Below are 20,284 nucleotides of genomic sequence, written 5' to 3'. Positions count from 1 at the left end.
TCGCTCCGCGGCAATCCGGCAAGCCCGCGTCCAGGCCCTGCCCCATTGCACTCACTCGCTGCCCTGACGGATCTCCGAGGGGGTCTGCCGGTAATAGCCGTGGAAATGCTGGTAGAAATAGTTCAGGTTGGAATATCCCACCCCCGCCGCGATGGCGGATATCTTCTCGTCCGTGTTCAGGATCCGCTCCCTGGCCACCTGCATGCGGTAGGCCATCAGGTACTCGGAGAATTTCATGCCGGTCTCCCGGATGAAGATTTGCCCCAGGTAGGTGGCGTTCATGCGGAATCTGTCGGCGATGCTCTTCAGGGACACATGCTGGCCGTATTCCATGGCCGTCATCATGACGATTTTCCGAATCAGAGGAGACAGTTCATCGTATGGGCGCTGCAGGACGGGATCGCGGCTCTCCTCCTCCCCCGCCGGCAGGGTGCCGTGGAGCTTTTCCACGATGATCTGCTCTATCCTCTTTAACAGCATCTTTTTGTCCACGGGCTTCAGCAGATAGTCCAGCGCGCCGCAGCGCAGGGCCTCGCAGGCGTATTCGAACTCGTCGTAGCCGCTCATCATCACATAGTTGGACTCGATCCCCATGCTGTTCAAATGGTTGATCAGCTCATGGCCGAATTCATCGCCGATCCGCACGTCCACCAGGCACACGTCCGGCTTCCAGTCCACCATATGGGATATGACCTCGGCGCAGCTCCTGGCCGTCCGCACCCGCCCGAAGCCCAGAGCCCTCCAGTCCAGGATCCTGCTGATCCCCTCCAGAACCGCAGGCTCGTCGTCCACTATCAGCAATGTATACATTTCCGTCCTCCTCTCCCGGGATTCCGGCCGCTTCCGGGCCGCGCCGCCGAAACGCCCTCCTGCCGTTCCCTGCCGGGACGGACAGCGTCCTTATGCCGTCCCTCCGCCCTCCGGCTTCCCGGCGCACTGTCCGTATCCCCCGGCAGACGCGGCGGGCAGGAAGACTGAGATGAAGAATCCCCCTTCCTCCCGGTTTCCGATTTCCATCCGGAACCCCTCCCGGTAGAAGTATCTCAGCCTCATATAGACATTGCGCAGTCCGATATCCGCCTCGGGGCTGTCGTTCCCCTCATACATGTTCCGCCGGATCTCCGGGAGCTTGTCCGGGGATGCCCCCGCGCCGTTGTCCATCATACGGATCTCCACGCCCCCGTCCCGCTCCCTGCCCGTGACGATCAGCAGATTGTATTCGCTCTCCCTGTCGAATCCATGGGCGAAGAAGTTCTCCGCCAGGGGCTGCATCCAGAAAACCACGGTCTTCCAGTCCCCCACCGCCCGCTCCAGCTCCAACTGGTAGACGAATTTGTCCCCATAGCGCATGGCCATGATTTTCAGATACATTTCCAGCAGCTCGAATTCCTCCCGCAGAAGGACGGACTCTTTTTTGTGCATCCTTGTGCGGTACAGCGTTCCCAGCATGGCAATGGCGTCCGCCGTGTCCCGGTCTCCCTGCACCAGTGCCTTGGAGCGCAGCATTTCCAGGGTGTTGTACAGGAAATGGGGGTTTATCTGATGCTGCAGGGCCCGCATCTGGGCCTCCTGCTGCTTCAGCTTCAGGATGTACTCTGTCTCTATATAGCCTTCCAGCTTCCTGCCCACATCCTGCAGGGCGGCTGCTATCATGTCGTACTCCGTCTCCCGGTGCCTGGCCGGAAGCGCCCGCTTCTGCATCCGGCCAAAGCGCCCGTCCTCCAGGTCGGAGAGCATGGCCAGAATCAGGGAGAGGAAATTAGCGTCGGACCGGATGCCCGCATAGCTGCTCAGAAGGATGGCCCCGTCGATCAGCAGCAGGGCCGCCAGCAGCACCGCCACCGCATAGCGGTTGTCCCACATGGCGGAAACGACGTCCTTCGCCACGATGTAGCGGTTGCCGCTCTGGCCGGACTCCATCTGCGCATAATATACCAGGCGGCCCCCTTCATCCCGGAACCACCCGCTCCTTTCCGGCCCCGGAATCGCCGTGACCATCCAGGTCTCCTGATAGCCCTCCAGGCCATTGTCCCACAGGACGGTGCCGTCTGCGTCCAGGATCGTCCAGGCGGCTCCGATGTCCGCTTCCGTGACATAGATGTCCCTGCTGCTGACTTTGAATTCCATGGTGCCCATGATCCGCCCCATGTCCCGGGGATCCCTGACGGAGCACACGGCTACAGGGATGTCCCCGGAATCCGCCTCCGCGTCCGCGTCAAAGGACAGGCACACGTCCATGTTCTGGAGCCATATGGTCTTTGCACCGCTGTCCGAGCGCAGCGTCACGCTCCTGATCCTGTTGCGGTTATTGAAGAGGATGTTCTTGATATCGGCCGGTATATACCGGATCTGGGAGGCTGTGCCCAGGCTGTTCTCCCGGCGCAGGCTGATGTACTCCGCCTCGCTCCGGGCCTGGAACAGGACGGCCAGATCCTCCATGAGCCTTTCGTTGCCGTAAAGGTTGTTGACATATTCCGTCGCCCACTCCTGGATATTCGCCAGCTCCTGCTCCCGCTCCAGAAAACGGCTCTGCGCCTCATTCCCCATGGCGGCCATCCAGGTATTGACGAAAAAGGCCGTCATCCCCAGGAACACCGCTGTGCTCATCACCAGCAGAACAGCCACTGTCCCCCAAAATTTCCTCCGGTATATCCGATAGCCGAACAAAGCGCCATGCTGTCTGTCCATACGGCTCCCCTCTCCCTGAGGCCTGCGCCCCCTGACCTGCGGCAGCGGCCGCTCCCACATCCGCCGCTCTCCCATATCTTTTCCGTAAACCACAAAAACCTGCAGGGCTCTCGGTCAGAGCCCGCAGGGATTTGTTTTACACTTTCTTATTCGGTCTGCGCATTACTTGAAGAACTCGTCAATCTGCTTCTGGGCCTCTGCGATGATGGTGTCCAGACCGGCGCCCTTCAGCTCCTCGATGCACCGGGGAACTACCTCCTCAGGATCGGACGCGCCTGTCAGCAGGTCGTATTTGTACTTGTCCCATACGGTATTCACCGTGGATACCTCGTTCTGGATATTGGTGATGTCCAGAGCGAATCCGAGGCAGGTGGAAGGCACGGCCTCTTCGTTCTGCTTCTTTACCTCATCCCACTGGTTGGGGTCTGTCCCCACCTGGTTGCTCATGATGAAGAATGTGCCCTGGGTGTAGCTGGGCCATACCCAGTCATCGCGCAGCCTGTTCACGAATCCGTCCTCTGTGTACTCGAAGTGGTTGCCCTCGATGCCGTATGCGCACATGTCGCGGAATTTGCTGTCCGTGTTCATCAGCTGCAATACCTTCAGGGCCTCCTCCTTATAGTTGGAGTTCACGGAGATGGCGTTCATGGAACCCTGGATGGTCTCTGTGGTGTAAATGGGGCCGAACACCTTGTTGACGATGTACTTGTCAATGCCCTGGCCAACTGCCCAACCGGCCGCGGCGCTGGGCCATCCCTGAGCGTTGCCGAACATATGTCCTTTTCCGCTGTCCGTCATGACGTTGGCATCGGGATTGATGATGCCCGCGGTGTACCAGCTGTGCAGGAGCTTCAGGTTCTCCATGATATCTTCCTGCTCCAGCGTGCATACAACCTGACGGGACTCGTCGTCAAGCTTGACACCGATGGACTGGATGCCGCCTGCAAGTCCGTCATAGTTGTTGAAGAATCCGTTCCACAGAGAGCCCTGATCCAGCTGAATCGGATAGAAGGACTTGCCCTCCGCTTCCTTGATCTCACGGACTATGGGATCCAGAGCCTGCATGGAATCGATTGTGGTCATATCGATATTATACTTCTGTACATAGGTGTCGTCAATATAGTAGAACTGAGTCAGGGAAGAATCCTTATAGGTAGGAACCGCGTACACCTTCCCGTGTATCTGTGTACCGGACCAGAGCTGCTCCGGAATGAAGCTGTAAAGCTCCGGCGTCACGCTCTGCACCAAGTCCGTGATGTCCTCAAAAGCGCCAAGGTTCACGAATTTGCTGTAATTCGTGTTGTTGGTGAACATCAGGTCGAAATATTCGCCCGTATTCACGATGGTGTTCATCTTTGTGTCATACTGATCCCATGCGGCGATCTTCACGTCCAGCCTTACGCCGATCTTCTCCTCGGTGTAATCGCTGATCTGGGCGATGTTCTCCTCAAAATCGTCTGCAGGCGTACCGCCTACCGTCCAGTAGACCAGCGTGGGCACTTCGCCGCTGCCGCCCTCTGCCTCCTGGCTGCTCTCTGCCTCAGAAGACTCCTCAGGCGCCTCCTCGGATGACTCCTCTGCAGAAGACTCCTCAGCAGAAGACTCTTCCGCGGAAGACTCTTCCGCGGAAGACTCCTCTGATGCCCCCCCTGAAGCCTCGGTGCTCTCCGATCCGCCATCGCCACCGCAGCCTACCAGCATGCCGGCCGTCATGACTGCAGTCAGGCCCAATGCAAGGATCCTGCTTAAGCTTTTCTTTTTCATGGTAATCCTCCTGTTTTGATAAAATTTATATCATCCGGCAAGAGCCGGTCTGATATCCAAGGTACGCTGTCCCAGGCCCACAACGGGAATTCCCCGTCAGGGCCGCTTTTCCCTCTCTGCGCAGGTCATCCCTTCACCGCTCCCACCGTGAGGCCGGAGATGAAGTATTTCTGGAAGAACGGATAGGCGCATGCGATAGGAAGCACGATCAGGACCACAATGGCCATACGGGCCGATTCCTGCGGCATCTTGGCCAGCATTTCCGCCGCCGTGACACCGATGGTGGCCGCATTCTTCACCAGCATCTGGATATTGGTCAGAATCTGGTTCAGCAGGGCCTGCAGGGACAATAGCTTGCTGTCGTCTATGTAGAGCATGGACTGATACCAGTCGTTCCAGTAGGCGAAGCTCAGGAACAATCCGATGGTGGCCAGTACCGGCAGGGAGATCGGCAGCACGATCCTGCTGAAGATCACCAACTGGCTGGCACCGTCCATCTTTGCGGATTCCACCAGGGATTCCGGTATGGTGGTCTTGAAGAATGTCCGGCAGACGATCACGTTGAAGGATGATACCGACAAGGGCAATATCAGCGCCCACACGGAGTCCTTCAAGCCCAGGAACTGGCTCACAATGAAGTAGGTGGAGACCAGGCCGCCGTTGAATACCATGGGAATGAACACCACCATGGTCAGGAATCCGTTCAGCTTATAGTCCGGCCGGGAGAGCACATAGCCCATCAGCGTGGTCAGCAGCACTCCCAGTGCAGTGCCCGCGATGGTCACGAACAGGGAGATGCTCAGGGCCCGGGCAATCATCTTCCCCTGAGAGATCAGGAAGGTATAGCCTTCCAGGGACGGAATCTTTGGGATGAAGCGGTAGCCGTATTCCAGAATGGACTCCTCTGCCGAGAAGGAGATTGCCACCACCAGCAGCACCGGGATGACACAGGTCAGCGCTGCCAGCATGAAAATCACATGCAGGACGGCGTTCACCGGCTTTGAGACCCTGTTGAAGCGGTCGAATCCGTCGGGTTCGTTCTTTTTCTTGTTTTTTATTCTTTCTGCCATAATGCCTCCTTATTCCAGTCGTTATTCCAGTTCCGTAAGTGCCCGCCCTGTACCAGGCATCGGCCCCTACTACTATTAAATCATTGCGCTCTCGCGGTCTATCTTCCGTACGATGGCGTTGGCGGTCAGAATCGTGATGCAGCCCGCCACGGACTGAACGAAAGCGGCCGCCGCCGACATGCCCGTCGTCGAGGTGCGCAGCTGTTTGTACACATAGACGTCCAGCGTGTAGACCACGTCGTAAAGCGAGTTGGAATCTCTGGGCACCTGGTAGAACAGACCGAAGTCGGAGTAGAAGATGCCTCCCACCTTCATGATGAACATCATGATGATCACGTTCTTCATCAGGGGCAAAGTTATGTAGCGGATCTGCTGCCATATGGTGGCTCCGTCGATGCCCGCGGCCTCATAGTAGGTCTTGTCGATGCCGGTGATAGTGGCCAGATAGACTACCATGCCGTAGCCGACGCCTTTCCACAGGTTCATGAACACCAGGAACGGCGGCCACATCTGTTTCTTCATATACCATTGCTGGCGCTCATATCCCAAGGTCTCCAGCATGTTGTTCAGAAGCCCCTTGTCAAAGCTTAAGAATGCCCATACCAGCGCGGTCACCACCACCCAGGACAGGAAGTACGGCATGAACATGGCCGTCTGGTAGACCTTCGCCATCCGCTTGGAATGAATCTGGCCGATGGCAATAGCCGCCGCCACAGGGATGACGATTCCCAGGATGATGAATACAATATTGTAGGCAAGTGTGTTCCTGATGATGAGCCAGATGTCCTTGGAGGCAAAGAGGAACTTGAAATTGTTGAACCCCACCCATTTGCTGGTGAAGAAGCTCTTCAGGAATCCTCCGTTGATTTTGAATTCCTTGAATGCGATCACGATACCGAACATGGGTAAAAAGGAAAATAGAAAATACCAAATCGTAGTCGGCAGCGCCAACAGCGTCAGTTCCGTATCGTCACGCCTCCAGCGGCGTCTTTTCACCTTTGCCTTTTTCTTGTCTCCTGCCATTCCCTCTCCTCCTTGCTGTTTTCATGCTATTATATAAAATCCATCATGTCTTTTCATAGTTTTTAGTATAACATGGCATCTTTTACACAGCAATCTAAAAAAACTCACATTGTAGTATAAAAACCTTAGGCCTTATGTATATAATCGGCCTTTGGATTTATATAGTTTGCACAATGTTTCGTCTTTTATTTCGACATTTTCTTTACTATATAAGCGGCATTTACTTCTTGCCAGTCGCATAGCATAGCCAGTCATGCCGTTTATCCGGTTTTTGGCAAGATTTAATCGCTACATATATATAGCGGATTTCTCTGGTGGGACGGAGGGTTGGTTGGACGGAAGGTCCACAGGGGCAGGCGGAGGAACTCAGGCGGCAGCTTGCGGAGGCATCAAAAAGCTCTGGCATCTGCCGTACACGCTGGCAGGAGCTGGCGGCGAGGACGAAGGAGTACATGGAGATGGAGCGGCTGCACCTGGAGGAGACGCAGGCAGCCCTGGAAGCGCTGAAGAGCTGCAGGCGCCGGGTGCGTAGCAGATGAGGGCATCCGAGAGGGAGCGCCAGACGGCGCGCTGAATAGAGTGCTGTTTAAAAATGAAAGGATATGGGTATGACGGGCAGTCGCCAACTGGCCAAGCCAACGCTTTGTTGGCTTGGCAGGCAACGGCCGCTTGGGTCATTGCCCGCGGGAATTAACAGGAACTGTCAGAAACAAGTAATTCACTCTATGTTCAACTCTTTGCATTTCTCCTCTGCTAAGTTATGTCCCTGAGCACGGGCCGCTTTGTACCAGTGAATCGCCTCTTCCTGATTGAATTCAGTACCGATTCCTTCTTCGTACATCACTGCTAAATTGTATTGAGCATCCCGATCACCATGCATTGCTCCTCGTTCAGTCCAATAAAACGCCCGTTCTAAATCTTTTGCAACACCAATGCCTTCTAAATAAAAATATCCAACCTGACATTCTGCTAACGGATAATTCGTTTCCTCGGCTAATTTTAAATACCCTTGAAAGCACAGTTCGAATTGCCTGCTTTCCCAATACTTTTCGATAAGCCTATTGCAGATATCAAATTCTTCACAGGGTTCATAGTATCCAGCCATGTAGTTTTGTCCTCCTCGTTTTATGCGTTCTTCACCTGGTAAATACTGATATGTCACATTGATTTTATCATTTGCATTGAACTAATTCAAACATTTTTTACTTCCCGTCCCATAAATCTATCATCTGCCTGGCGAAGCTCAGCTCTCTGCCGGTCCATCCGTAGAGGATGCAAGTGCGGTAGGCGTACTCCGGGATGCAGGCATTGTTGTACCCGGCAGTCTGGATGGAGAATACGTTCACATGGGGTTCACCTTCCGCCTGTATTCCAGCACCAGGTCGAAGACATTGATATAGTCTCCCTGTCCCCGGCTGCCCCACCGGCATGCGAAGCCCCCTTCCCGGTATTCCCGCTTCTGGGCATCGGTTCCGTACAGGCCCCCATGGCCCGCCTGCTGGTCGGAGTAGATGAAGATCTGATCCCAGTGTTCCTTTTTCCCGATGGCATTCTTGAAGAATTCCCAGATGCCGCCCTCGGTGGACGCGCCCACGTCCGTGTACGTTTTTTCGGATATCTCTTTGCACTGGCGCAGGATCTGGCCCCGTCTGGAAATCGGGAAGACTTTCAGGCCGTCCCCGAATTTGCCCACATAGCCCTCCTCCGAGGCCGCCGCGGCGATGACGGAGGAGAGGTTGTCGATGACCGCTATCCGGACGCTGCCGTATTCCGAGGGGATGGCGCCCCAGGCGGAGCCGGAATTGTCCGAGAGGCACATGGTCTTGCCCTGAAATCCGGGCATGTTCGCCATGGCCAGATCCATGCACTCCTCCAGCGCGTCCATGATGCGGGGTTTGTGGGCGCATTCGCTCTTCTCCACCGCTTTGTAGGCGCTGTAGTACCGGAAGGGGAACTGTCTGCCCCCTGCCACGCCGCTTTTTAGGCGGTTTAAATATTCCTCACAGAATGCCGCGTCCTCGATTTCCGAGAAAACACCCCGCAGATTCCGCAGCAGGGCCATATGGCCCATGGAAATCTGCCCGAAGATCTCCTTCCAGTCCAGGCCCTCCGAGCGCAGGTTCTCCCATGTCTTCTTCCCGGAAGGCAGCTTGACGGAACCGGTGGCCATAAATTCGTCGATCAGGGTGGAATGGGCATGGGTGATGCGGACGGCATCCTTCAGGCCCATCTCCGCGTTCTTATATTTTGCGGCCTCATAGGGCTCCAGGCGCTCCAGCCCAGCCGCTATGGAACGCTTCAGGAGGCTGGGCATATTCTGTTTTCCATGGTTGCTGTAGAGGAAATAGGCCAACTGGGACAGGGCATCGTCCCCCCGGCTCATGACCCGGCGCTCCAGCTCCCCGAACAGGCCGGGGTGGGTCCGGGTGAATTCCTGCCGCCCGGGGTGCAGCGCCGCCCTGACCATGATGACCTGGGGATTCAGGCGCATGGAGAAATCCGCCCGCAATGTGGCGGCCCAGCGCAGCGTCCCCTCGAAGTCCGCCTCCAGGGCCTCGTCTATGGCGCTCTCCAAGATTTCCGTGGTGGTGCGGCCCTCCCAGGCGCTGCCGAAGAGCAGATGTCCCTCCAGGAGCGCGCAGCATCTGTATTTTCCGTCCCGGAGGCCTCCGCCCAGTCCGCCCTCCCGGTAATAGGAGGGTTCCCCGAAGATGGAGGAGGCCGTAATCATCTTCAGGGTGTCCAGCGGACCCACTCTGTAGGATTCTCCTCCCATGAAATTTTCCACTGTCCCGTTTTTCCCGGCAGAATCAAGTATGGCTCGAAAACGGCTCATTTTGGTTACCTCCTGTAAAGTCGCCGCGCCACGGCACGAAAGGGCAAAACTCCGGCGCACGTAAGAGCCCCTGACGCTTTCGCGCATCTTTCCGGCATAAATACCGGTATAAGCAAAAAGCCCCGAGAAAGGACGGAGACGGTGTGCCGTACTCTACCATTGAGCTACTGCCGGTCTCCCGGCAGATGGGATTCGAACCCATAACAACGCGATTTTACTATCGAAGTAACCGTCTCCTGCGCATCGGGGCTGCTTTTACTGTCACATATCTAAGGTATATATTCTTTATCGGCCGGAACAGGGGATTTGTTAATTCCCCTGTGCGCGCGATTGCTACATTTCCGGCGTATTCCCGGCCTGCCGTTGCTCCCCGGCACCTCCCTGGTCCGGCTCTGTCTTGTCAATAGCGGGAGTCATGCCGCTCCAGCTCTTTGGTGCGCCTGTCGTATTCCTCCTCTCCCGCATGCCAGGCGTCTACGGCGGTAATCTCTCCCAGGCGGTTCCTCCGGACAACGATGTCTACACCTCCGTCTTCCCTCGACTGATAGGAGCTCAGCATCTCGTCCCGATAAGTGCGCACCTGCTGCCCCTGGTAGCGCAGGAAGCCATTGTCCAGGCGTTCGATTCCCCATTCGGCATATTGGGCGTCCACTGTCTCCGCATCCAGGCACAGGCTCACCGACACGTCAAAGGCGCTCCGCTCCACGCCGAATTCCCGGGCCAGCGCTGCCTGGACCGCCTCCCGGATGATGTCCGGGTCCTGGGAGGCGTCCGCGTCCAGCACGGAGAACACTGCGTCCTCCGCCCGCTTCTGGGGACGCTGCCCCAGGGCGATGTCCCGGGTGATTTCCACCTTCACGCCCCATCTGGAGCCCGAGCTGGCGCAGTAGCTGGTCAAGGCATGGGAAAAAGGGGCCTGCCCCCCGGTGGCAAAGGCAACCGTGCCCCCCGCCAGCAGCAATACGGAAAGCAGCAATGCAAAGGCCGAGGCTTTCCTGAACGCCAGAATCCCCTTCACCCGCCTCTCTACCTCGGTTTTGGAGAAAGCGCTGTACAGCAGGGAGCTGCGGCTGGCACTGACGGCCATGGCCAGCAGGCTGTAGGCATAGCTCTTGCGCTGGTCTGTGTCATATTTTTTCAGCACGGCGGCGTCGCAGGCGGCCTCCAGGTCGGAAGCCAGGCATTTCGCCATCAGCCACACCAGGGGATTGTACCAGTGCAGCACGACGGCCGCCAGCATGACGGCTTTCACCCAGTTGTCTCTGCGCCTGATATGCATGGCCTCATGGGCCAGCACATGGCGCAGCAGCACGGCATTTCCAAAGTCCATCCGGGTGGGCAGGTAGATGCGGGGGCCGATCAGCCCGTAGGCCAGCGGGGAGGCGATCTCGTCATTGGAGAACACCAGCACATGCCCCATCCCCATATCCCGCAGCAGCCCGTTCACGGTTTCATTGCGCTCCATCAGCAGGCCGCCTTTCAGCCTCTTCGCGTAGATGATTTTCTGCCATGCCAGGATTCCCGCCACAACGGCCAGACCCAGCAGGTACAGCGCAGGCAGGGCATTTCTCAGGGAATCGCTTCCCAGGGAATTGTTTCCCGGGAAAAAACTTCGCGGCAGGAAGGAAGTGCCGGTATCCATGACGTAGCCGGAAGATCCTTCCATTACCCCCTCCTCTACCACTGCCGTGTCATTATCCGTGCCTGGGACATCAGGACTCTCCGAAGCCCAGGTGTGCGCTGTCCCATCGCCTCCTGTCGCTTCGGACCCTGCAGTGCCGGACTGCGTCTGTGGCAAATCCTCTGCAACCCATGTCGTCTCATCTTCATGTATCGCCATAGATTCTGACAGCCCTGTCAGCCCGGCAGGCACCGGCAGGCTTAAGGGGCTGCTTAAGGAAAAGGGCACCAGCAGACGCAGCAGCACCACGCCCCAGAGCGCGGGGAACACGAACTTTGGCAACTTATTTTTGAGCAGCGCCCGCAGCAGCAGAACCGCCGCAATCATGACGCTCCCGTAAAATGCCATCAGGTAAAACGGCATATTCATCCTGAAATGTAACATTTATTTCGCCTCCTCTATCATGCGGGCAAGCCGGAGGGCCTCCGCCTCCGAAATCCCCTGGTTCTTCAGAAATGATGAAAAGAACAGCTCGCTGGAGCCGCCGAACATCTTGTCGATGAGCTGTTCTGTCTCGCTTTTCGCCACCTCTTCCCTGGTGACCAGGGGCGTGCACAGGAAGCCGGGCTCGCTGCGCTGGATGGCGCCTTTTTCCATGCATTTCTTGATGACGGTGTAGGTGGTATTCTTGTTCCAGCCGATGCGGCCCGCCAGTATGTCTACGATGTCCTTGGCCAGGGTAGGCCCCTGTTCCCACAGAACCTCCATGACCTTCAGTTCCGAATCAAATAGCTTTCCGTCCATGGAACCTCCTTTTTGGTGAGTTGTGTTTTTGGTGTTGTGAATTTTGGTGTTCTGAAAACGCAAAATGGACTATTGCAATAGTCTGAGCTCTTTTATAGACTATCACAATAGTCCAGCGTTGTCAACCGGGCTTTGGGAAATATTTTTTCTATTTTTGTCACACATGTCCATCGGCTAAGAGCTCATCAGCTCCGGCGGCACTGTGGCAAAATCGATAAACGATGTGCCGGCATTCTACACATTCAGACATCTCATCCCTGCGATTCCGGCTTCGGATAATTACCTCTAAATACGATGATGTATAATATCCCCCTCTCCCGGAACCCATCACCTGCGCAGAATCTTCTCCAGCGCCTTCCCTCTGGCAAGCTCGTCCACCAGCTTGTCCAGATAGCGGATTTCCTGCATCAGGGGCTCTTCGATATCCTCCACGCGGACTCCGCAGACCACGCCTTTTATCAGTCTGCGCTCCGGATTCAATGCCGGGGCCTGTAAAAAGAAGTCTCCGTAGGTGATATCGCTTTCCATAAGTTCCGCTAACCTGTCCTTGCTGTACCCGGTCAGCCAGCCGGTGACTTCATCCACCTCCGCTCTGGTGCGCCCTTTCCGCTCCGCCTTTGCAATCAGCATGGGGTACAGTTTCCCAAAGGCCATGCCATATATCTTTTCGTTTTTCATAATCTGCCTCCTCGCATAAATCTCAGTTTCGTGCCGGTTTCCTGGCCAGCTCCAGATCCATTGTGTAGTATACTGTCATGATGCCGCCATGGTTCCTGATTGCGGAATGAATCCCTTCAAAGAGCATTTTCCGATTTGATTCTTCTAACCGCATATGATTGGGATATGTGCGCAATAACGTCATATATTCATCGGCAGTGAATTCTTTTGTAGTAGAATATAATTGATATGCGGCATCGCAGAAGCCATACCGGCATGCGGTTTCAGCCAGTTTCTTCGCATCCTCCACACCGTATTCCCTGAGAGGCTCCTCTTGGTGCATATATTTCGAATAAATCTCCTGAATCTCTTCCGTCATTTCCTCCCGCCCCTTATCCGTCCCTGCATGGTAGGCAAAGCGGGCGAAGGCTCCTCCCGGCTTCAGCAGCTCATGGACGCGCTTATAGCCATATTCCTCCGGAATCCAGTGAAATGCAGTCGCCGCATAGATGAGGTCAAACGATTCGTCAGGACTGATGAAATCCTGCAAGGTCTGATTGCATACGGTGAAATTCGCATAAGTCTGATACCGTTTCCGCGCCAGGTCGGCCAATCGCTCCCCCGGCTCAATTCCGGTAAAATGGCATCGTGTTTCCAATATGGGCTGCGATGCCTTTCCCGTTCCCAGGCCGATTTCCAGCACATGGCTGTCAGAGCCAACAGGTTTATAGCGGAATATGTCTTCGTAAATCTCTTTTACATAGGTGGGACGGCTGTGGTCATAATCTATGGCTGCATCGTCGAATGTTTTTTCAAATACGGTCATTTTATCTTCCTCCATGTTTCCTGTTTTCCATGCTCTTTTTCCAATCCACACCTTCCGCCTATAACTCATTATAAGTCCGCTTCAGGTCATGGTATTCGCCTGAAGTTACATTGTTCAGTATAGCACATGCACCCCGGAAAAGCGATATAATTTCTCCCTATTCGGAAACACCCCATCCAAAATCCGTGGATGACAACATTCTGTCATACGCTGTCCCTACTCTATTTTCCTCTTGACATTTATGCCCATAGTGCATATACAACATCCACCTTTCCCTGCAAAGCGAAATCCCCGCCTATGAGCAGATTAAAGCCCAGATCCTGAACGGTGAGCTGGCCCCCAATCAGCCCCTGACCTCCATGCGGCTGCTGGCAGGCCTTCCTGCTGTTCTCCTTCTCCCTGAATCCTCTCGCCGTGGAGGAAAAGGGGGATAAAAAATACGGAGAGGCCTATATTGTCGGCAGCTATGGGATGAATATCATGACATGGAACGATTTGGACTTTTATATAGATAAGTCCAGTCTGAATGGGGCAAATTACTATGGCCTAGCGTCAGAGATCCTCAAAAAATTTGTGCCAGGCCATTTTGACGGAGCGTTCCATATGGAAAATGAATCGGCATTTTTAGGATTTGAAACAAGCATATCGGGCGACCGCTGGAATGTAGATATCTGGTGGAAAAGCCAGACTGAAATCAACGATTCCATTGCATACGCCAATGATATCGCCCGGCTCACGGGCGAAAACCCGACGCTGAAAAATGCCGTCATCACCATAAAACAGGATTTAATAAGCCGGAGGCTTTATGGATTCGATAAAGGGAAAAAGCATTGTCACAGCAAGGAAATATACGATGCGGTTTTTCATGAGGGAATCCTTTCTACAGAGCGGTTTTTAGCATATGCTGAATCATTCCAAAAGTCCTAGATGCTATCTCGATAATGCAGCAGCCCACGGAGGCGGCAATCCCATCCGGCTCACGGCCAGAGGAATTTCGTGCAGAAGGAATTGCCGGGGAAGCCTGAATCTTCAATAGGGTTCCTCGCCGGCTCCAAATCCATGGTATGGTACACTGTCATGTGTTTTACAGTTTATAGTAATACTGCTCGCCCCCGTCCGTCCTCACGGCTCCCACGGCCACGCCATAGAGTCTCTCCGCCACATTTTCCTCCAGCATCTCCTCCGGCGTGCCGCTCCAGGAGATCCTCCCCTCTGCCACAGCAGCGATCCGGTGGGAAATCTTCAGGGCCAGCAGGATGTCGTGGAGCACCAGGACGATTGTCTTGCCCTCCCCGGACAGCCGCCGGACGATTCCCGCGAACTTCATCTGCTGCCCGATGTCCAGGTAGGTGGTAGGCTCGTCCATGACGATGGCAGGAGCCTCCTGAGCCAAGGCCATGGCAAGGTACACCTTCTGCCGCATGCCGCCGGACAGCCGGGACATCTGCATCCCGGCCAGCTCCTCCATGCCCATCTGTCTCATGGCCTCCCTGGCTATCTGAAAATCCGCCTCCCTGTATCTCCTAGGATAGTTCAGATAGGGGAACCGCCCGTGGAGGACCATGCGGTCCGCGGAGATGTCAGGCACGTTCTTTCCCTGGGGGAGATAGGCGATGCTTCTGGCCAGCTCTGCCCGGGACAAATTTTCTTGGAACAGATTACCCATTGGGTTTGCATAGTCTGATCCTTACTTATTCTTCTCGATATCCTGCCAGTTGGCGTTGTTTAGGATTTCCGCGTTTTCGCCTATAAGCGCTTTGCCGGCGTCTTCATCTCCCCTCAACTGGTATAGCATCCACGCCGTCATATATCCGTCGGTCTTCATCTGCATTTCCTCATGCTCCGCTCCTGCGACTCTTGCACGAAACTTACATACATTGTCCGGCATCGCATTATAATTCTCGACCAAAGAGGAAAGCGGAGCAACGCCAAGCCACTCTTTCGCTACGTCCGTCGCACCGGTATCATCAGAATTTCCGGCAGCAGCAGTCATAAACCACGGAATCGACACTTTGGAAGCGTCATATCCGCCCCACATCTGTGCAAGGTAGGAATGCGCTGCGCTGCCTGTAAAAATGGTTTTGTACAGACCGCTGTTTTCATATTCGGTTACCGCTCTGAGCGCACCCGCACCGCCTTGTGAATATCCGGCAATTCCGATATTTTGGGTATCGATTTTGGCATAAAACAGGCTGTTGGAATTTTGATTCTGCCCCAGCATGTAATCCAACGTTCGTGAGGTGGATGTCCCTGTTCCTGACTGTCTGTCGTCATTGCCGACAACAATAAATCCCCATGAAGCAAGTCTTTCAAAATAGGGTCCGTAGTTTAATGCTGCTGTATTGCTGCCGTTCACGACAACTATCATCGGATAATCATCTTGACTATGCTTCATTTCAGATGGATACCAAATACGGATATTCCCTATCGTCTTATCTTCGGATTGGACTACCTCGCGGGATACTTCATAGCCTCCAAGGCCCGCATACTTTTTCTCTAGTTCCGAATCAGACCAAAACTGCGTATAGTAATCATTCTCCAGCCAGGGCTTTTGGGAATCAATGTAGTTTTTGGTCAGCAGGAATCCCGCTGCAAGTACGATTAAAATGACAATCGCTAAAATCACAAGCCCCACTATTTTCATGACTTTTCTCATAGATAAATCTCCTTCCGCTTGACAGAACAATCTGGTTTCGATATAATAATTCCGGAACAAGTGTCATGACATAAAACACTTGTTTCATTTAAGTCATATTATATTGACGGTCCCATGGAGCGTCAATGCGAATCAGTAAAAAAGATGCCGCCATCACGCTATGCGGTACAAAAAGGGGGATTTTGTTCCTTTATGAAGAAGAATCAAACAGCATTTATGAAACTATGTCTTGCGGACGCGCTTATCAAGCTGATGAAGACCCAAGACTTTGATACAATCAATGTAAACTCGATTTGCAAGGAAGCAGACATCGGCAGAACTACTTTTTACAGATACTTTGACAACAAAAACAGTAAAGAGGAAATGCTCCTTTTCAAGATAAAATATGAATGGGAGCAGCATTCGGATAAGCACGAAATCGACAAGCAGGGAAAGAACTCTGATTTGACAGAATTTATCTATGAAAATAGGCGTCTGTTTTCAATGCTCTATCACAATGATCTTATTTCTGTCATTATGCGTGCGCTTGAGGATTTGATACCTTCGGGGGAAACATACGATAAGCAAGCCTCGTATCTTATGTCCTTTTTTATCTATGGATACTTCGGGATTATCTATCAGTGGATGAAATATGATTTTGATGAAACGCCCGAGCAGATACAAAAGCATATTAACGACACCATCACCTCTGGCCTAAATCAAAACCTATAAAGACAAGCTGGCAAGAAAATTGCGTTTTCAGCCTTTAGTCCTCCAGTATAATATATTCGCACATAGGTCACGGTTCCCCGATTGCCACGCTTATGTTTATTCTTGTTATGAGATTTTCCTGCTTAACGATTTCACTTGCCGTGAAACCAGACTGCATAACGCCGGCTGGTTGAATCGCATGATTACATTAGGCAGTATTCAGCGTTATGCAGCATAAAATCAGCGGAGTCCGCAAAACTCTTCACCGGATGGCCATCAACGGATCCATACGAAACGGGCGGGAGATTCCGGGGGACTGGAGAAGCTTTCTTTCAATACCCGCCGGACACACCAGGGCGTTGACAAAGAACCATCCATAAAATTCTACCCCTGTGATTTTGCGTGCAGACTCTCCGGCTTCCTGACCATCTCCCAATGCCAGATGCCTGCGGATATCTTCTCCCTATTGATACCACTGTCTCTGCAGCTCATACATCGTCTTATATTCCCCTTCGGCCGCAATCAACTCATCATGGCTCCCGTCCTGCACAATGCGCCCCTCCTTAATCACAAGAATCCTGTCCGCAATCTGCGCGGAAGCCAGCCGGTGGGTCACGATAATCGAAGTGCAGTTCCGCGACAGTCTGCCAAATTCCTCATACAGGTACTTCTCTTCCAGGGCATCTATGGCAGCCGTAGGTTCGTCCAGAATCAAAAGGCTGTTGTTCCTGTATATCCCTCTTGCGATTGCGATCCGCTGCCATTGGCCTCCGGAAAGTTCCGTCCCTCCGAACTCTCTTCCCAGCATGCCGTCCATTCCCCCAGCCCATCCAGGGTCTACGCCAACGTCATCACAAATCCGATTCAGCCTGTCCGCAGACTTATCGCCGGCAGCGTCACTAATCCTGATATTCTCCCCCAGCGACATGCTGTAACGGCAGAACTTCTGAAAAACCGCAGAGATTCCCCTTACAATCCGTCCGGCGCCCTTCTGCACGCCCTCATAGGAAACCGTCCCCTTTGTAGGCGAATACAGCCCCGCAATGATATGGCACAGCGTGCTTTTCCCGCTTCCGTTCTCTCCTACCAAAGCAACCGTCTGCCCCCAGGGAATCCGCAGATTGATATCCGAAAGCACGAACTTCTCTCCCTCTGTCCCAGACTGCGGGTAGGCAAAAGACACATCCTCCAGCCGTATCTCGAACTTTTCAGGCAGTGCAATCTGCTCCTGTTCCCCCGGATCCTCCCCTATGAACGCAAGGTAGTTCTTTACCATGGCCATATTTTCTATGGCGATGGCCAGGCGCTCGGATATCACTTCGTCCATGAACCCATAAAACTCACGGAGCGCAGCAAAGACCGCCGCAAACGCCCCCACGGAAATGATGCCCGCCAGCACATAATAGACCAGCATGGCGATAATCGCGCCATAAGCCGCCACAGTCAGGACATGGATGCAGAAATTCACCCTTTCCTTCCGGAGCTGCATGCGGAAATGCAATCCGTTCAGCTTCTTCAGCATCTGATTGTACCTGTCGAAAAAGTAGCTGCCGCATCCCCACAGGCGGGTCTCCTTATAATACTCTTTTCCGATGACGCAGTCCCCATAATAGTCCATCTTCCTCCGGACAGGCGCGGCCTCATTCTCCAGATGCTCAAAGGATATCATATGCAGCAGTCTGGTTATCACGTTTGGTATGAAAATAATGACTGTGCTGATGCTGAGGACAGGCGCCAGGGAAAACAGGTACCAGCTCATCACCACAAAATAAAAAGCATAAAAGAAAAGGATATCCAGGATGGTAGTGCTCACCCAAAAGACACCTTCCGAACCACGGACAGCTTTGTTGATCCGATCCAGTTCCTCCGCATATTCAAAGGCAATCGCATCCTTCCTGTCAATCGTCCTGAACAGAACCTTATTGGTCTCTTTTATGACCTTTCGGTTCAGAATCTGCCCGTAACAGTTCGCCACGCCGTTCATAGTCTGCGCAAAAGCACATGCCGCTCCTAACAGCAGTATTTTGACTACAAGAGATAGTACATCTCCCCCATTCTCCGAAATCCCGTCAAAAAAATACTGTACACTCATGACCTGCAAGACCCAGGAAACGCCGTGCAGCATCTGCAATACCGAGTATAAGATAATGCTTTTCGGGAACATCCTGTACAGGAGCCTTATGCCCACCAGATTATTGTAAATAAAATTCTTATGTCTCATACCAACACCTCTGACTGTCGAACATCTCCTTATAAAGCCCGTTCTCCAATCCAATCAAAGCTTTATGCGTCCCCTGCTCGACAATCTTTCCCTGATCCAATACCAGAATCTCGTCCGCCATGCGCGCAGCGCCCAACCTGTGCGTGATCAGAATCGTGAATTTTTCCATGGAATGCGCTTCTTCCTTGGAAATCCCTTCTTCCTTGGAGCGCTCCCCTTCCATTGTGACCTGCCAGAACATCTCATACACCTTTGCCTCCCCTTTGGGATCCAGGGCCGCGGTAGGCTCGTCCAGGATGTTGATTGGGGCTTTGCTGTACAAAAGCCTTGCAATCGCTAATTTCTGCCACTGGCCTCCGGACAGATCCACACCGTCCTTCTCCAGTTTCCCCAGCTTGCTGTCTAACCCCCAAGGCAGCTCCTGTACACAGGCTCCCAATTCCATTTTTTCCATGACCTGCTCCAGCAGCTGCTCCTTGTCCTCCTTCACGTTCCCCACCAGGATATTGTCCCGGAACGACAAAGCATACCGGGCGAAATCCTGGAACACCACAGAGAACATCCACTTCAGCTCCCCATATCGGTATTCCCGCAAGTCCTTTCCATTGATCAGAATCTGCCCCTGATACTCCTCGTACAATCCGGTCAGCAGCTTCGTGAGCGTGGATTTGCCCGCGCCGTTCCTGCCCACCACCGCATAGCACTTATTTCCCCGGAGCACAAACGAGCAGTCCCTGAGCACATACTCCTCCCGCCCCGGATAGCGGAAGGACACCTTCCTGAATTCAATCGATTCCACCCGGAATCCCGGAATCTTCAACGGTTCCGCAGCGGCGTCCTCTTTCTCCTCCATGGCCCAAAAAACGTTCACATCCTTCAGGTACGCATTGAAATCCGCAACCCCCTGCATGATGCCTGACAGATTCCACGACATGCCCTGGACAAGGTTCAAAATAGAGGTCACAAGTCCCACATATAACCCGTTCGACAGCTTCCCGCTGCTCAGGGCGGGAAGGAGCAGCAGCATGATAATCACTGCCAGCATGACCATGGTCAGCGAGCCGCTCTTCATATTGGCATATCTCTTCTTCTCGATGGCAGCCTCCTTCTGGTTCGCATAGTCGCTGAGACGGTCATACTCCTTCGTTATCTGTCCGGAATACCCGAACAGGGTCCGCTCTTTCGCATGGTCCCTGTCCGACAGGATTGCGGACAGATATTGATACCGTCTTTTGACCTCCACCGCGTCTTTTTGCAGGACGTAATTCTGTCTGCCGGTTCTATAGGCCAGAGAAAAAAGCGGGACGCTCACCAGCAAAATCGCCGCGCCGCTCAGGACGCTTGCCTGCATGACGATGCTCATAAGGGCCACGCATTTTACCACCAGCTCAATCCCGTTACATACCGTTTGGTAACCCGCCCAGAAAC

At 53.8% G+C, this 20,284-nt stretch carries 19 protein-coding genes; 3 read left to right on the top strand and 16 right to left on the bottom strand.

From position 1 onward, the window contains the following. Positions 1 to 51: 51 nt before the first annotated feature. From Q2B33_RS09730 to Q2B33_RS09710, 5 genes are all read right to left on the bottom strand, one after another. On the bottom strand, positions 52 to 810 hold the full coding sequence (locus Q2B33_RS09730) for a response regulator (protein WP_296474652.1): 759 nt from the start codon (positions 808 to 810) through the stop codon (positions 52 to 54). 90 nt (positions 811 to 900) lie between these two features. Further along, complete coding sequence (locus Q2B33_RS09725) at positions 901 to 2,781, bottom strand: sensor histidine kinase (protein ID WP_300572608.1); 1,881 nt, start codon at positions 2,779 to 2,781, stop codon at positions 901 to 903. Positions 2,782 to 2,850: 69 nt separating this feature from the next. Beyond that, positions 2,851 to 4,452 carry an ABC transporter substrate-binding protein gene (locus tag Q2B33_RS09720; protein ID WP_300572611.1) on the bottom strand — a complete coding sequence of 534 codons (1,602 nt, stop codon included), beginning with the start codon at positions 4,450 to 4,452 and terminating at the stop codon, positions 2,851 to 2,853. A 125-nt stretch (positions 4,453 to 4,577) separates the two neighbouring features. Continuing rightward, a complete protein-coding gene (locus Q2B33_RS09715) occupies positions 4,578 to 5,522 on the bottom strand; it encodes a carbohydrate ABC transporter permease (RefSeq protein ID WP_300572614.1) in 945 nt (314 codons plus the stop codon). Between the two features lie 75 nt (positions 5,523 to 5,597). Beyond that, positions 5,598 to 6,545, bottom strand: coding sequence for a sugar ABC transporter permease (locus Q2B33_RS09710; protein ID WP_296462567.1), 948 nt, complete (start codon positions 6,543 to 6,545; stop codon positions 5,598 to 5,600). A 314-nt stretch (positions 6,546 to 6,859) separates the two neighbouring features. Here Q2B33_RS09710 and Q2B33_RS09705 point away from each other — a divergent pair, with 314 nt between their 5' ends. Then, complete coding sequence (locus Q2B33_RS09705) at positions 6,860 to 7,084, top strand: hypothetical protein (RefSeq protein WP_300572619.1); 225 nt, start codon at positions 6,860 to 6,862, stop codon at positions 7,082 to 7,084. Between the two features lie 179 nt (positions 7,085 to 7,263). On the opposite strand, the gene Q2B33_RS09700 is transcribed toward Q2B33_RS09705, so the two are convergent. The 7 genes from Q2B33_RS09700 to Q2B33_RS09670 form a co-directional block, all read right to left on the bottom strand. Then, positions 7,264 to 7,650, bottom strand: a complete 387-nt coding sequence (locus tag Q2B33_RS09700) for a tetratricopeptide repeat protein (RefSeq protein WP_296474662.1) — start codon at positions 7,648 to 7,650, stop codon at positions 7,264 to 7,266. Between the two features lie 97 nt (positions 7,651 to 7,747). Further along, positions 7,748 to 7,891: a hypothetical protein gene (locus tag Q2B33_RS09695; RefSeq protein ID WP_300913972.1), complete on the bottom strand. Its 144-nt coding sequence runs from the start codon at positions 7,889 to 7,891 to the stop codon at positions 7,748 to 7,750. Beyond that, positions 7,888 to 9,381: a TROVE domain-containing protein gene (locus Q2B33_RS09690; RefSeq protein WP_300913970.1), complete on the bottom strand. Its 1,494-nt coding sequence runs from the start codon at positions 9,379 to 9,381 to the stop codon at positions 7,888 to 7,890. The genes Q2B33_RS09695 and Q2B33_RS09690 overlap by 4 nt, the downstream gene beginning before the upstream one ends. A gap of 400 nt (positions 9,382 to 9,781) precedes the next feature. After that, positions 9,782 to 11,446 (bottom strand): M56 family metallopeptidase, encoded by a 1,665-nt coding sequence (locus Q2B33_RS09685; RefSeq protein ID WP_300572625.1) that lies wholly within the window; start codon positions 11,444 to 11,446, stop codon positions 9,782 to 9,784. Beyond that, complete coding sequence (locus tag Q2B33_RS09680) at positions 11,447 to 11,806, bottom strand: BlaI/MecI/CopY family transcriptional regulator (protein WP_251208587.1); 360 nt, start codon at positions 11,804 to 11,806, stop codon at positions 11,447 to 11,449. A gap of 327 nt (positions 11,807 to 12,133) precedes the next feature. Continuing rightward, complete coding sequence (locus Q2B33_RS09675) at positions 12,134 to 12,484, bottom strand: DUF2200 domain-containing protein (protein WP_296462562.1); 351 nt, start codon at positions 12,482 to 12,484, stop codon at positions 12,134 to 12,136. Positions 12,485 to 12,506: 22 nt separating this feature from the next. Continuing rightward, complete coding sequence (locus tag Q2B33_RS09670; RefSeq protein ID WP_296474680.1) at positions 12,507 to 13,289, bottom strand: trans-aconitate 2-methyltransferase; 783 nt, start codon at positions 13,287 to 13,289, stop codon at positions 12,507 to 12,509. Positions 13,290 to 13,760: 471 nt separating this feature from the next. Here Q2B33_RS09670 and Q2B33_RS09665 point away from each other — a divergent pair, with 471 nt between their 5' ends. After that, the gene (locus tag Q2B33_RS09665) at positions 13,761 to 14,216 is read left to right on the top strand and encodes a hypothetical protein (protein ID WP_300913968.1); all 456 of its coding nucleotides are present in this window, start codon (positions 13,761 to 13,763) and stop codon (positions 14,214 to 14,216) included. Between the two features lie 157 nt (positions 14,217 to 14,373). Here the strand turns inward: Q2B33_RS09665 and Q2B33_RS09660 are convergent, their stop codons facing one another. Both Q2B33_RS09660 and Q2B33_RS09655 read right to left on the bottom strand, forming a co-directional pair. Next, positions 14,374 to 14,955, bottom strand: coding sequence for an ABC transporter ATP-binding protein (locus Q2B33_RS09660; protein WP_300572634.1), 582 nt, complete (start codon positions 14,953 to 14,955; stop codon positions 14,374 to 14,376). Positions 14,956 to 14,976: 21 nt separating this feature from the next. Next, positions 14,977 to 15,945, bottom strand: a complete 969-nt coding sequence (locus Q2B33_RS09655; protein WP_300572637.1) for a hypothetical protein — start codon at positions 15,943 to 15,945, stop codon at positions 14,977 to 14,979. Between the two features lie 192 nt (positions 15,946 to 16,137). On the opposite strand from Q2B33_RS09655, the gene Q2B33_RS09650 reads away from it, so the two are divergent. Continuing rightward, on the top strand, positions 16,138 to 16,656 hold the full coding sequence (locus tag Q2B33_RS09650) for a TetR/AcrR family transcriptional regulator (protein ID WP_300572640.1): 519 nt from the start codon (positions 16,138 to 16,140) through the stop codon (positions 16,654 to 16,656). A gap of 442 nt (positions 16,657 to 17,098) precedes the next feature. On the opposite strand, the gene Q2B33_RS09645 is transcribed toward Q2B33_RS09650, so the two are convergent. Beyond that, positions 17,099 to 18,856 (bottom strand): ABC transporter ATP-binding protein, encoded by a 1,758-nt coding sequence (locus Q2B33_RS09645; protein WP_300572642.1) that lies wholly within the window; start codon positions 18,854 to 18,856, stop codon positions 17,099 to 17,101. Further along, a complete protein-coding gene (locus tag Q2B33_RS09640) occupies positions 18,846 to 20,240 on the bottom strand; it encodes an ABC transporter ATP-binding protein (RefSeq protein WP_300913967.1) in 1,395 nt (464 codons plus the stop codon). Before Q2B33_RS09640 ends, Q2B33_RS09645 begins: the two co-directional genes overlap by 11 nt. Between the last annotated feature and the right edge of the window lie 44 nt (positions 20,241 to 20,284).

It is taken from the genome of uncultured Acetatifactor sp., assembly GCF_948601915.1.
Taxonomy (GTDB): Bacteria; Bacillota; Clostridia; order Lachnospirales; family Lachnospiraceae; genus Acetatifactor.
Note: the sequence above shows the minus strand (reverse complement) of the source record. Positions and strands in the feature narration are given on the sequence as shown.

Excerpts from the sequence above, each read along its gene's own strand:
- Q2B33_RS09730 (WP_296474652.1), bottom strand. The coding sequence starts at position 810 with ATGTATACATTGCTGATAGTGGACGACGAGCCTGCGGTTCTGGAGGGG.
- Q2B33_RS09720 (WP_300572611.1), bottom strand. The coding sequence starts at position 4,452 with ATGAAAAAGAAAAGCTTAAGCAGGATCCTTGCATTGGGCCTGACTGCA.
- Q2B33_RS09715 (WP_300572614.1), bottom strand. The coding sequence starts at position 5,522 with ATGGCAGAAAGAATAAAAAACAAGAAAAAGAACGAACCCGACGGATTC.
- Q2B33_RS09710 (WP_296462567.1), bottom strand. The coding sequence starts at position 6,545 with ATGGCAGGAGACAAGAAAAAGGCAAAGGTGAAAAGACGCCGCTGGAGG.
- Q2B33_RS09700 (WP_296474662.1), bottom strand. The coding sequence starts at position 7,650 with ATGGCTGGATACTATGAACCCTGTGAAGAATTTGATATCTGCAATAGG.
- Q2B33_RS09690 (WP_300913970.1), bottom strand. The coding sequence starts at position 9,381 with ATGAGCCGTTTTCGAGCCATACTTGATTCTGCCGGGAAAAACGGGACA.
- Q2B33_RS09685 (WP_300572625.1), bottom strand. The coding sequence starts at position 11,446 with ATGTTACATTTCAGGATGAATATGCCGTTTTACCTGATGGCATTTTAC.
- Q2B33_RS09680 (WP_251208587.1), bottom strand. The coding sequence starts at position 11,806 with ATGGACGGAAAGCTATTTGATTCGGAACTGAAGGTCATGGAGGTTCTG.
- Q2B33_RS09675 (WP_296462562.1), bottom strand. The coding sequence starts at position 12,484 with ATGAAAAACGAAAAGATATATGGCATGGCCTTTGGGAAACTGTACCCC.
- Q2B33_RS09670 (WP_296474680.1), bottom strand. The coding sequence starts at position 13,289 with ATGACCGTATTTGAAAAAACATTCGACGATGCAGCCATAGATTATGAC.
- Q2B33_RS09665 (WP_300913968.1), top strand. The coding sequence starts at position 13,761 with ATGAATATCATGACATGGAACGATTTGGACTTTTATATAGATAAGTCC.
- Q2B33_RS09660 (WP_300572634.1), bottom strand. The coding sequence starts at position 14,955 with ATGGGTAATCTGTTCCAAGAAAATTTGTCCCGGGCAGAGCTGGCCAGA.
- Q2B33_RS09655 (WP_300572637.1), bottom strand. The coding sequence starts at position 15,945 with ATGAGAAAAGTCATGAAAATAGTGGGGCTTGTGATTTTAGCGATTGTC.
- Q2B33_RS09650 (WP_300572640.1), top strand. The coding sequence starts at position 16,138 with ATGAAGAAGAATCAAACAGCATTTATGAAACTATGTCTTGCGGACGCG.
- Q2B33_RS09645 (WP_300572642.1), bottom strand. The coding sequence starts at position 18,856 with ATGAGACATAAGAATTTTATTTACAATAATCTGGTGGGCATAAGGCTC.